7 protein-coding genes are annotated in these 13,220 nt (G+C 42.4%); 1 reads left to right on the top strand and 6 read right to left on the bottom strand.

Annotated elements, in window-relative coordinates:
* Positions 1 to 243: 243 nt before the first annotated feature.
* The 6 genes from AACW45_RS13650 to AACW45_RS13625 all read right to left on the bottom strand — a co-directional run bounded on the left by AACW45_RS13650 (position 244) and on the right by AACW45_RS13625 (position 11,860).
* Entirely contained in the window at positions 244 to 789 is a 546-nt protein-coding gene (locus tag AACW45_RS13650; RefSeq protein WP_190633144.1) for a GIY-YIG nuclease family protein, read from the bottom strand.
* Between the two features lie 344 nt (positions 790 to 1,133).
* Positions 1,134 to 3,746, bottom strand: a complete 2,613-nt coding sequence (bcsA, locus tag AACW45_RS13645; protein WP_190633143.1) for a UDP-forming cellulose synthase catalytic subunit — start codon at positions 3,744 to 3,746, stop codon at positions 1,134 to 1,136.
* Positions 3,747 to 3,839: 93 nt separating this feature from the next.
* Positions 3,840 to 6,197: a cellulose biosynthesis cyclic di-GMP-binding regulatory protein BcsB gene (locus AACW45_RS13640; protein ID WP_190633142.1), complete on the bottom strand. Its 2,358-nt coding sequence runs from the start codon at positions 6,195 to 6,197 to the stop codon at positions 3,840 to 3,842.
* A 136-nt stretch (positions 6,198 to 6,333) separates the two neighbouring features.
* A complete protein-coding gene (locus AACW45_RS13635; RefSeq protein ID WP_190633141.1) occupies positions 6,334 to 7,593 on the bottom strand; it encodes a glycosyl hydrolase family 8 in 1,260 nt (419 codons plus the stop codon).
* Between the two features lie 170 nt (positions 7,594 to 7,763).
* The gene (locus tag AACW45_RS13630) at positions 7,764 to 10,121 is read right to left on the bottom strand and encodes a tetratricopeptide repeat protein (protein ID WP_190633140.1); all 2,358 of its coding nucleotides are present in this window, start codon (positions 10,119 to 10,121) and stop codon (positions 7,764 to 7,766) included.
* Positions 10,118 to 11,860 carry a carbohydrate porin gene (locus tag AACW45_RS13625; protein ID WP_190633139.1) on the bottom strand — a complete coding sequence of 581 codons (1,743 nt, stop codon included), beginning with the start codon at positions 11,858 to 11,860 and terminating at the stop codon, positions 10,118 to 10,120. The genes AACW45_RS13630 and AACW45_RS13625 overlap by 4 nt, the downstream gene beginning before the upstream one ends.
* A gap of 215 nt (positions 11,861 to 12,075) precedes the next feature.
* Here AACW45_RS13625 and AACW45_RS13620 point away from each other — a divergent pair, with 215 nt between their 5' ends.
* Positions 12,076 to 12,864, top strand: coding sequence for a hypothetical protein (locus AACW45_RS13620; protein WP_242045653.1), 789 nt, complete (start codon positions 12,076 to 12,078; stop codon positions 12,862 to 12,864).
* Positions 12,865 to 13,220: the final 356 nt, after the last annotated feature.

The raw sequence follows: 13,220 nt of genomic DNA, 5'->3' as shown, positions 1-13,220 counted from the left end.
GGGTTGAGGAACGAAACCCAACACTCCAACGTCTTGTAATGATTGGGTTTCACCACCTTCTACCTAACCTACGCATCTGTCTCATTTTTTTTGGAATTGGTATTACTCCCGCCAACTTTTACGGGTGAGGAGGATAGCGGCGATACAGAGATTCACCCCAACAAAAGTTAAGCGCGGCTTAACTTTGGAGAGAGTGAGCGACAAATATATTCAGAACCTGCGGACAGCCATACAAATTACCAACTATTTCAAATCCAGCAATCCTTCTTCTTTCAACTTAGGATTAAAGCGGATTTGTGTTTGACAACCACGGGCTTCTAAAACAGCTAAAATCTCAGCCTCTACTCGCCGCGCTACATTTTTAAGAATTTTTATTTGTGTCACTTCATCATTGAGAGGATTTTGATATTTTTCTTGTTCTTCAGGTGTCATTTTTGCTTTAACATCAATAGGCTGTACCCACTGACTTTTATGTTCTCCATTACCTAAAGGTAAACTACCATTCTCAGTAATCCAAGCCTGTTCGATACTTTCTAAAAGAGTGCGGTTTGGTCTGTCAATAGTTTGAACTTTAACCCAATAGCATGTTTGTGGCTGACGTACTAAATGCTGTTTCAAACTTAGATAAACATCACGAGAATAACCTACAAATTGCAATAATTTTTCTTGATCAAAGATAGCATATACTCCTATTTTCCCCTGAAATTGTTCAGGTAATTGTCCATCTTCGTCAATGTAAGTAACATATTCCAGCGTTTCTAATAAAGGAAGATTTATCTCATTACTCATAAATTCAATTCGTATTTTTATAGCCTAAATTTGATAATTGGTTAATTTAAAATTAGTAGCGATACACATTAATATAGCAATCCTATTTTATCTGTTAAAAATATTGGTTTTGGCTGTTGACTGTTGACTGTTGACTGTTGACTGTCAAGAACCCTACATCTAATATTTCACAAATCCTTAACAGATTGCTATATACTCTAAAATCAGTGTATGGGATTAAGGTACTTAATAATAGTCCCCACAGCAATAAACTAAAAAATAATATGAAAAAGCGGCTCTAGCTGGTGCTAAAGCGCGCTTTGTGTTGACTAGAAGCTAAAATTATGGTCGTTCTGTAGTTGTAACTACAAGACTTGTAAAAGTTGTTTAATTTTGATGTCTTGGCGCTGCTTAAATTTATCCGGGAAATTCAACTCGATCGCAATTTTACCGTTGGGTTGTTCTTCTACCGAGGTAATTTCTGCCACAAATCGGCTAGATGAAAGCTCATCTCCATCCCGATTCAACAGCAATCCCACCAAAGGCTTGACTGTGCGCATAGTATGCCAATCATGCTCTCGTAATATGCGGTTAGAGGATACAGCTTTTGTATCTTCTAATTCCAAGCGTAAACCTGTTACCCCTAATTCTGTGGCGACTCCAGAGAAAAAATGACCATCCCAATAAAGTTGACCGATAGTTTGGACTTGTTTGCGCACCTTTTTGCGACTGGGTTGTTTGATATCCCGTAAAGAACGCCGCAAACTAGTCGCCAAAAATCCAAAGGAAGCCATTGGCCGATCTATATATTGGCGTTTTTGGGAATACCATTCTCGGACATCCGAGTACAACACCAAAGTCAAAGCATCCAGTTGAGCCGGAGTAGTATTGATAAAATCAACTGCTAAATGGGTTTCTGTATCGTTATACGGAGAAATCCGGATAATTCTGGCTGTGAGGGTAGCGCTAGCAGTAAAGTCGCCCATCACCTCAATTTCGACTTCATCGGCTAAATTCGGCCAAGATTCCAAAGAAATTAACGCCCCAGTTTCGGAAATATTGATTGTTTCCCCCATTACTACTTGGTCGTTACTAGAAATAACCACATTTAGGCGTCGCTGTAATCGGTGTGCAGAACGGATTTGCGGTTGTTCAAAGCCAACTAACAAAGCAGCTACCAGTAAAATCAGGTTTAAAATAGACCACATGGTATTGACTAGCACAGCTTGCCAATCTTCAGGCCGTAGCAATAGCCAATAGGGGATAGCCACTAAAGAAGCAACTACCACTAACGTCACTAACAACAGACTGCGCATTGATTGCCAGTCAAAGGTACGTTTATTAACAGACACACCTTTATCCGTGACGTTAAACGACCCCATCTTGGGATTAATTAGCGCCAACATAGTTACCCACCCAGCCTGGAAAGCCATTGCAAATTCAAAAATTTCATTCCAGAACGAGAAGCGGACTTGTTTGTAGATGATGTAATTGGCCGATAGGGAGAGAAGTATATGGGGGATAGCGTAAGCTAAAGTTTCTAAACCTAAACCTTGGACGGAGTTAATGCCAAATAATAAAAATAGGGTAGGAGCGATCGCATATATTAATCGAGGATATCCATATAAAAAGTGCGACGTGGCGCTGAAATAACAAATCCTTTGGGCTAATGTTAACTTCAGTTTAGGGTTAAATAAAGGGTTTTCTAACCGCAATATCTGTGCCATTCCCCGGGCCCAACGTACTTGTTGCCCTACATAAGAAGAGAAGGTTTCTGGTGCTAAACCAGCCACCATAATTTTGTCGTAGTATACCGACTTGTAACCCTTGGAATGCAACCGCAAAGCAGTATGACAGTCTTCTGTCACGGTTTCTACAGCAATTCCCCCAACTTCTAAAGCGTGGGACTTCCGAATCAATGCTGCTGAACCGCAAAAGAAGGCAGCATTCCAAAAATCATTACCTTTTTGCAGTACTTTGTAAAACAGTTCATTACCCACCGGAATTTTACCATCGGTGAGCAAATTCCGCTCAAAGGGGTCGGGATTATAGAACCAGTGAGGCGTTTGCACAAAGGAGACTTTCGGGTCATAAAAGAAGCCTGCGGTGTGCAGTAGAAATTGGCGCGATGGAATGTGGTCGCAATCTAAAATCAGCACCAAATCCCCATCAGTTTTGTAAAACGCGGTATTAATATTACCCGCCTTAGCATGTTCGTTATTATTCCGCGTCATGTGGATGCAGCCGAGTTCTTGGCACATTTGCCTGATTTGTTCCCGTCTGGCGCGGAACTTTTCTCGACGCGGATCGCCTTCTGAATATCTTTCCGGACGACCATCATCAAGAATATAAACTTTCTTTTTCCCAAGAGCATAGTCACAAGCCAAGGCTGCTAACGCCGTCTTGCGGACAATTTCCACATCTTCGTTGTAAGTCGGAATGTAGATATCAACGCTAAACCATTCAGCTTCTGGGATATTAGATAAATTAACAGGTTGACGTTCTTTAATTTTCAGAGTTTGAAAATATGCCAATACCAAGGTCAAAATAGCATAAAGTTCCGCCGTCAATAGCAGCAAACAAGCAATACTATTTACCCAACCGTCAAAATTAAGCGTATAGCTGAGACGGTAGTATAAATAACGCAGTGTTGTCACCAAACTCAGCCAGATCATAAATAAATGATAATACTGGCTGATTTCGGGAGAAGATTCTTCATTTTCTGCTTGGACAACTAACTGACCAAGTAATATTAAAAAAACAGCAACTGCACCTTGCTGCCAAACTTGTATCGGCGTAATAACTAACGGCACGGAAACTATTAATAGCAGCAAAGCCAGCCACTTTAACTGTTTGAGACCGACTTTTTCAAGATGACGCTCAAAGAATTTAGGGGTAAGGTCAATCAACCAGTTACTTAATTTAGGGCGCTGGCGATCGCCTGGTTTACGCGGTGGTCTATAAGAAGAAGAAGACATTATCTGATGTTAAATTTTGGATGTGAGATTTGAGAGAGCATTTGTCATTGCACGCAGAGAATTTTTAGTTTTTCCTGCGTGCATGGGAATTTTTTATTTCTTTTCCGAATTAGCTAGCCGCTTGATATACAACTGAGAAATGCCGTAAAGCAGCACCGATAAACCCACAATTCCTAGAGGTAGTAATAGCCAATTTTCTTGGATGAGTCGCGACACCTTACTTAAGAGCGTGGTCTTTTCGATGCGATTCACCTTTGGCGCGCTTTGGAAAAAATCTAGCTGGTAAGCATCAGCATCATAGGGATTGGGGTCTTTTTGATCGCTGCTAATCAGCACCGTGTCTTTTTTGAGTTGGAAGAACCACGGATCTTGATTGAACACTTGACGCACTCTTTCTAAACCAGTATCCGATTGAGCTGTCAAAGCCAGAAGCACGCGCTCTTTATTCCAAGGGGAAATAATTTGCTTAATCATCCCTTGGGCGTCCTGTGGAGTTTGCACCGTTGCTTGGGCGGATAAGCGAGAAAATGCTTGACTCAAATTCAAGCCACCAGATTGAAATACATCAGGAAGGGGAAACTTTTCTCTAGTACCAATTCCCACTAAATTGTTATTTTTGCGGACTGTTTCTGGTAATGAATCTGGAGTATAAACATCTAATTTGACCGTATCTGCTTGGCTGATTCTTCCTAAGCGTTCGCTCAAAGCTAGCAAAGTTAACACATCTGTAGCTGTGGGGTTTTGGGGTAGAACGATCGCGGTGTTCGATAAATCTTGAGGTGCAGCCAATGGATAACCAAATTTCAACAAATTCAAATCTGGTAAATCTGCGGAAATTTCTCGTCGCAAGTCAAAACTAGTATCCGAATGCACCGTCCCTGTGAGTTGTTGATCCGGTGGTTGGAGACAGTTTTGTTGATCGAATGGTTCTCGCGAATTCATCCGGAAAAACACTTGCAGTCGAGAGTTAGGCTTAACCAGGTTTTCTGGTAAATTAACTTTCAGGTTTTTGCGATTTGCACCAGATTCAGAATCCAGACGCGCACCACCGATGAATACCCCATCTAGCAGTACTTCTATGGCTGAGGTTCTGGGGTTCATTTGCGGCCCATAGCTATAAACCAGGTTCATTGAACTACCGCGCAGAAAGCGATCGTCAGGTAAAGCCCGAAAATCAATATCAATTGCTGGCGCAGCTGCACCACGTACAGTCACATCAGTAAAAGGTTGACCGTTTACCTGGGTTTTAATCTCGCTGAGTTGGAATGTATTTTTCTCTGGTAAATAACGCGGCCATTGGCGGGTTCCAGGTGTGGCTGTATCTTGAAGTTTATCAACTAAAATTACCTGACCTGTACCCATTTTCCGCACGTCAGGCTGTGTGAGAAACTGTACTGCTTTGGCTACAGCTTGGCTGCTATTGCCAGTCGCAATTAATACGGGAGCGTTACTCTTCTCAGTGCGGGTAATCAGCAATACACCAGTATCTTCAGGTATGGGATTATTATCGCGATCGAGAATTTGAGAGCTAACAACTTTCAAAGGTAAATTCTTCCAACTAGCCAGAGCAGGTTGTTCGCTGGGAGTCCCAATAATGACTAAGCGTTGGTTTGCCTTGACATCTGATACATCCGATACCAAGCTTGTTTGCATGGGGCGAAAATCTGCTGTTCTTCCTAGAGAAGCTTGTAAGCGAGCTGCTGGAGTTAGCCAAGTTTGACTTACTTGGTTAGGTTGCAGATAAACAATTTGGTTGGTATCTAAGCCCAGTTCATCAAAGACAGGATAAGGATAGCGACTAAAGTTGAGGGGAATTGGCTGCTGTTGGAAGTTAAAAATCAATTTAGAATCGGGCAGAATTTCTGTCCACAAATCTGGACTATTGGGATTGCTGCATTCTAGAGAGTTGCTTTGTTGAGCGACAATTGTTAATTCGTTATAGTCCTGAACTAAATTTGACGGTATATTTAACAACACTTGACCGATTTGCGACTGTTTGCGGTTAAGTGGTACGCTACCGACGCTGGTACCGTTGAGTAGCACTGTCAAATTAGAGCGACTGGCATATAAAGCTGGAGAATGTTGAAAGCGGATTAAGGCTTTGACTTGTCCTTTATCCAATTTCCAATTACGGGGACGGGTAAAAGCGAGGCGACCTTCAGAATAAACCCCTCGTAAACGCATCCGGTTACCAACAACCGGACTGCGATTAAATTCTAGATTGTAAGTGATGAGATTTTTGGCATCAGTTGCTTCGGATAAAGAGTTGGCTGGTGACTTTTGTGTACTCTTAGCCTCTGTATCTGCTTGCGCTAATAAAATAACTGGCTGCTGGTTGTCAGCTTTGCTCTGAGCATTAACCCTGGCTAATGCATCAGGAAACAATAAATAGCAGGAAGTCGCAACGACTATTGTTGTGCCAGTGGGTAAAAGATGAAACAACTGCTTCATGGTATGCCGTATGGTAGATTTTCTTAGTTTTTGTGTTTAATTAATTACTTATGAAACAATACGAGATAAGTTAGTATTTACATATGCGCGATCGCTTTCCACTCCTCTGTTTGATGGCTAAACTACAAACTTGGGGCTACTTACCTAGAATCAGTTCCCTTGGTAGTGAATCTGGAGACCATAACCCTAACCAAGCTAAATTTTGGGTGTAATAAGCAGAGTGTTCTCCCCAAATTCCTTGCTTGTATTGCGGTAGCAATTTTTTTGTCAGTACTTCTGATGCTATTGAAGGTTTAACCAAGCGCATGGCCGCATAGAACATGGCGTACTGAGATGTAGCATCGTAATCTACTAATTGATTTCCTTGGAGATCTATACGTGCAGAAAGATAGGATTTTTGCGTCCATAGATTTTGTAAGTGTTGAGTAGATTGCTGTAAATATTGCTGGGCTTGGGGTGAATTGAACCACACAGCATCCAGTGATAACCGCCACCAAACGCGGTAAGCATCGAAACTATACAAACTCTTGAGGGCACTAGAGTTTGGCATAGTTTGGAATTGATTGGTTTTGAGATCTAACGCTACCCAATCGCTAGGTAAACCCACAGTAGACAGCCGTGCAGAGTTTTCCAAAATTTGGTAACTGCTATCGACTAAACTCAACCAATCCCGTCCAGGGTCAATTTGGGCAAATATGCGAAAAGCATAAGGAGCAAGATATGAAGGGTTGAGATAGAGGGTGGATTCATTGGGGACAAAGGCGGCTGTGGGGCCCGGTAGCAGATAGCGTTTACCTTCAGTTCCAGAAATAGTAGACAGGTTCCACAAATCTCGTAATTTGGTTTTCGCCAGTTCCATGTATTCTGGACGTTGCCAACGCCGTGAGGCCAAAATCAAGGCGGTAATGGCATCTATATCACCATCACTGGCAAAGTTGCTATCGATAATACCCCAGCTATTATCTGGCTTTTTGCCCCACTTCCAAGCCCACAAATTATCTGTAGGTTTGCCATTTTGTTGCCTTAGCAGATTACTTTCTGCCCACTTTAAAGTCAGAGCAAATGTTTCTGGATCGTCAATGAACACAGCTCGCAACATTGCATAAGCTTGACCTTCACTAGTGGAATGATCGCTCGCTTCATAATCAATGACTCGTCCATCACCTTGAATAAATTTGCGGCGGTAGCTATCCCAGCTTTCAACTAGTAATTGTCGATTTGGGGTTGATTCAGGTAAAGCAGCCAAAAATACTGACTTTTGATCGCTACCATCTACAGGAGTAACATTTGGTACTGGAGTAGGTAAATCGTTTGGTGTTTTGGGATTCACTACTAAGACACAAGCTGATAGACCGAGCGGGCAGACAATTACTGCCAGTTTTGAGAGGTACCGCATCCTAAGAACTGTTTGGTTTGTGAAACGTTGACAAAGGGTGCAGGAAGTGAACAAAGAAAACCTAGATATTTGGTTATTTATACTCACGAAACCTGCACTTATTTTTCCCCTCAAGTGGTTCACAATTAACTACGCATTGCTAATCTTTGATAAAGAAATCTGGGCGATCGCTAATTTTTACTTCTGCGTTGTGAATCTTCCCAAGCAGGTTGAAACCCTCGCCGCAGCAGAAAGTCTTCTTGGATTTGTCGCATCTGGCGATCTATATCTGTATCTACAGATCCTTGAGCCATAGTTTCCATTTGTAGTTTTTCTAGCTGGGTTAATGCTGATAAGGGTTGATCGAGAACCGTACTCAATCCAGCTAAAGCCCGTCTGGTATCTTTATCATCTGGCTTTTGTGCCAACACCTGATTGTAAATTTCCTGGGCTGACTCAAAGCGGTGTTGTTCAAACTGAATTCCGCCCAATGCTGCCAAGGCATCAATGTTATCTGGTTGCTGTGCCAGAATATTTTCATAAGCCACACTGGCTAAATCCAAATTACCAACAGCACGAGCTAATTCTGCCTGTAACTGATAGGCATCTGAGTTATTAGCTAAACGAGCAATTAACTGTTTGACCCTAGCTTGCGCTTGAGCAGGATTGCGTTGGGCTATCACCTGCACTAAGCGCAGTTGCAGAGGGATATAACTGGGATCGAGTTGCAATAGGTAATTATATAAAGCTTCTCGTTGGGGGTCGGCAGGTAGCACGCCCGCCAAACTATATAGTTCTGAAGGTGTATTAGTTGCCGGTTGGGTTGCTAACCAATTATTCAAAACTGCTTCTGCTTCTGGTTGGGAAATCCGTTTAGCTTGATAGGCAATACTGGCGCGTCCTAATTGAGTTGGTAAATCTTGAGGATTGCGATTGATTAATTGGTCATATATGGCTACAGCTTCATCAAGATTTTTTTGTTGCAACCGCACACCAGCCAGTCCCCGCAAAGCGCCGTCAATAATATCATTACTATCAGGACGAGCAGTCAGTATGGCTTGGTAGCGTCGGGCACTAGCTTCTAAATTACCTTCCCGGCGCTCAATTTCTGCTGCCAGCAATTGTGGTGCTAGATCCTGGGAATTTGTATTGCTAGCTGTATAAGCGGCTAAGGCTTGCCTAGCACCATTCAGGTCATTCTGCTGGATATACATCTGAGCTATCCGAAAATTCAAGAATGGTGCATTGACTCCCGATCGCAAAATAGCTTGGTAAACAGGTAGAAATTCGGCATCAGGAGTATTGATACTAACTAAAGCGTTAGCTAGTTGCTGTAGTTGGGCAGAGTTTGTGGGTAGCGGTTGCAAAATACCCGCTAAACGTTGCTTGAGTTCATTTTTACCCACCATTCCTAGTTGAGATTCCAAGGCTAATTGCTGTACTAGCAAACCGCGATCGCCTGGAAATTGAGAAGCTATTTGTCGGTACAATTTCAGAGATGTTTGTCTTCCTTGGGGAAAGGCGCTAAAAACATCAGCAACTTCTCGTAGTAATGTGGGGGAAGGATTGGGATTATTACTGAGAGCCTGATTATAGAGACTGATAACTTGCTGTGTCAGAGTAGGATTGTTGACCCGCTTGCGAATTTCATTGAGCGATCGCGCTAAGGGTAAAATCGCATCGGCTCTACCTTGTAATGGATCTAATATGGCTAAGGCTTGTGCTTGCTGTTGATTGGCAAGGTAAGCAATAGCTAGTTCCTTACGAGTCTCTATAGCTAGGGCATCTAGGCTACTGGAGCGCTTTAACTGGGCTTCTAAAACTTGTACCGCCCCTCTACTATCACCAGTTTCTCTTAAAGTGCGACCGTAAGCTACAGCCGCATAGCCAACTATGGGTTTACCCGTACTTTGATAGCGGTTAAATAACTCCAAAGCTTTAGGAAAATCGTTACTGTAGCTATAAGCTTGCGCCGCACCAATGACGACTTCTGGCGTGGGGTTATTAGCTAGTACCAGTCGATAATCTGCGAGGGACTCGGCAAACCTTCCCTGGTAAGAATAGAGTTGGGCGCGGTAACCAAGAGCTTCGATATCGTTGGGATTTGACTTGAGAAGAGTTGTTAAAGCTGTAATCCCCTGTGCTTGCCATTCTGGACGGTAAGTACCTAACAACCCGACAGTTTTTAAAGCTAATGAGTTATTCGGATCTATCGCTAGTACCTGTTGATAGGCATTCCAGGCTTCGGAAATGCGTCCGGCGTGACGATAGGCGATCGCTAATCCTAACCTTGCTTGTAAAGAAGAGGGTTCTTTCTTAAGTACTTGTTGAAACGTACTAATAGCATCATTGACTAACCCCTGATTGAACAAGGTAAAACCCTTTTTTACAGATGCCGATACATTTTGTGCTTGGGCAGAGGCAATGCTGCCTAAAGGTGGCACAGCTATTAAATAAGTAAAAAGGGGCAATGAAAAAGTCAAAAGAGAAAGATATTGAATGCATATACCTTTTGACTTTTGGCTTTTGCCTTGTTTATGTTGCCTCATCGAGCATTTCTCCCTCTTGGAGTCACATCAAACTCGGATTTTACTCTCACACCTACAACTGTTTCCGAGAAATTATCCCGTCCTTGAACGGTAAAACCTAGACGCAGATTGGGAATAAGTTGAAAATCGTAATAAAGTTCCACTACATCTGGTCGAGATTGATCGCTACGACGCAGGCTTTCGTTCGATAAGGCTCGTCCGTAAGCTAGTCCCAGGCGATCGTCTCGCGTAAATAAATCTAATAAGGTGGCTCCTAAAACATAGGTATCTGCACCTTGTCCTAAGTCGCGGTTTTCATAGCGACCATAGCGGCCAAAAAGGCCTAATTTTAAATTGGGTATAAAGACTTCAGCATTCAAACCATATGCTTCTTCGCGATCGCTTTCAATAGGCCCAAATTGGTTATTTCCTCTAGCAATGCTGTAACTTTCGGCAAAGCTATCCCGAACACCACCATCGCGATTGGAAGCATAAGTACCCCGAATAATCGCGTTACCATAACGAACGCCAACTTCTCCCGCAAAGCCATCTAAGGAAAAGTCACTGATTTTGTCTGATGAAGAGAAAACAGCAGCTTTAGCTTCGATATTGTCAGTCACACTCCAGTTAACTAACAAGCCAGGACGAGAAGCAATCCCCGTGGCGGCTAATGCGGGGTTGGTTTGAAATACGGGGTTAAAGAATTGGCTAGCACCATCTTTTGCAAAGCTATTCCGGTCAAAATAAGAGGTTAAATCCATTTGACCTACCACAAATCGCAGATTCGGTATACCGGCGATAGAGGTGGCTAAATAAAGCTCGTTGATGTTCAAACCCTCGCGTCTAGAATCATCAAAGCTGCTACCTTCACTAGTTAAGTCAATAGTTGCACCAAATAAGGCTTGCGGAGAGATGGGATAGACTCCCGTGACTCTCGCCCTTGCTGAAGTATCACCGCCTTGAGTCACATAGACGCCTTGGATTTGTAAATAGGGTTCTTTTAAAGCACTGCTAGTAAACTGAGGCCGTTGTTGACTAACAATGGTTTTTGGTTGTATGGGTGCAGCCGGAGTCGGCGTAGTCAGTAATTGATTAAAAGTAGGCGTCGGGGTGGAGACGTTAGATTGTATGCTGCTGGTTGTCCCAGGAAGCGGTGGTAAGGGAGCTACTTGGGAATTGAGTACTTGGTTAAATGTTGGTGTTGTTGGTGCGGTAAATTCTTGGGCGACAACTTGGCCGGGAAGTGGCGGTAGTTGTGGCTGTGGATTTTCTCCCTGTTTCACCAATCCCAAACCAAAGTCAGAATTATCTCCACCTACTGCTGTTTGCAATACAGTCTTCGGCTTTTGTACCTGGGGTTGAGCAGAATTACTTCTTCCCCTCACCTGCTGTTGAATAAAGCCACTCTCCTGTTGTTGGAGATTGATAACTGGTGGCGCTGCTACTACTGGTAAAGGATTACCAATAGGTGCAATAGCTATCCCATCTACCCTATCTGTTGTTGGTGGCGGAGGTACTGTTTGTAATCCCAGTACTGCTTTCCCCACAGGTACGGAAGATGGCGGTACTGGTAACAAGTTTGTATCACCTAGATGCAGATCGTTAGTTTCTGGTTGAACCACGTTCACTTGGGCTAACGATGCTTCACTCACAGCCAATACCCAAAAAATCGAGACTGCGAGATTACTCAGCAGTAAGTACACCTTTTGGGGCTGTTTTGAACAAGTAAGTCTCGGACTATTGAATACTTTTTGGCTCATGAGCCTAGTTGGATTTACTAGTAAGTCTTTACTTTATTTAATGTTGCTACTTTAGCAAATAATCTGAGTAATAACATCAATATTGACAAACTTTGTATTTGCTAAAAACGTTTTGTAAAAAGTTGATAAACCTTGCAATTTTTGTCAGTAAATTGGGCAGAATAAATAAAAACCTTAACTAAAAAGGTAAAGAACCACTTCAGCCCAATTTATCCATGAAAATACTTAATTTACAAGTTTTGTGCCAGAAAATGCAAGACTCATTTTCCGCTTCTCCTTTAGCAATTATTGGTCTCATACTGTTGTTTAGTAATTACGGTTGCGAAAAAAAAGCATCAGTAGAAACCCAGTTAGAGATTCAAAATGTTCAATCTACAGAAAGTAATAGATTATACAAAATTACTGGCAATACAAATTTACCTGAATCCAGTCGCATTAGTGTCGCCGCAGTCCGCTATTTACGTCCGACAGCAGGACAAACAGGAGTATTATTGAACTCTCGTAACAGTACTCAACTTTCAATTCTGGCGCGCCAAATTGTTGAAGTTAAACAAGGAAAGTGGGAAGCCGATCTGAAGTTGTGGGAAGTCGCGCCAGATGGTCGTTTTCAGGAAGTTTGGCAAGGGAATCAAGCACAGATGAAACTTACACCTGAAAGTGGCGTGACCTTTATTGCAACTTTCGATCCGGCTGGTCAGTGGGAACAATCAGATAATCAAAAATCTGCAGAAACGCCACAGCTAGTCACTCCAGAACTGAATGGTAAGTTAGTGCGCTTCACTAATGAAGGTGAAAAGTATGCACAAGCAAGTCAAACTTTATTGCTTCCTCTACCTACAGGTAAAACAACACCACCGCGTTTATTACCAGAAGAGATGAATGGTGGCTGGGGAAATCGATATCAAATTCTCCCAGAACCGAGAATTGCGAGTACGACATCAATACCACCAGCTAAAACTAGACAGACTAATGCTTCTATGCTTCCTGCTGAATTTCTGCGTTAACCAGAAATTTTGATGATAACCCCACCTTAATTAGATTTAGGTGGGGTGTGTTTCACTAAAGTAACTAAATATAAATCACAAGGACTGAGGCTATTATCTTTTAATTGATAGTTGAGGCTGTCAATATTCGTAGGATTGCTATCTAGGTAGATTGTACTCAGATATCTTTGTCAGGTAATGCACATCTAAATTACATAACTACTCGTAGTGATTGTTGACTGTTAACTATCAACGGTCAACGGTCAACGATCAACAGTCTCATCGAATTAATATGCAAGTTAAATGTGGAACAACTTAAAAGCGATCTGAGTATATCTGACAAACTTTCCCTATGTTCTCTTGACAAACATAATCTT

The sequence above is a fragment of the Calothrix sp. FACHB-168 genome (genome assembly GCF_963889195.1).
In the GTDB taxonomy this organism is placed as follows: domain Bacteria; phylum Cyanobacteriota; class Cyanobacteriia; order Cyanobacteriales; family Nostocaceae; genus Aulosira; species Aulosira anomala_A.
This window is presented reverse-complemented; position numbering and strand designations above follow the sequence as displayed.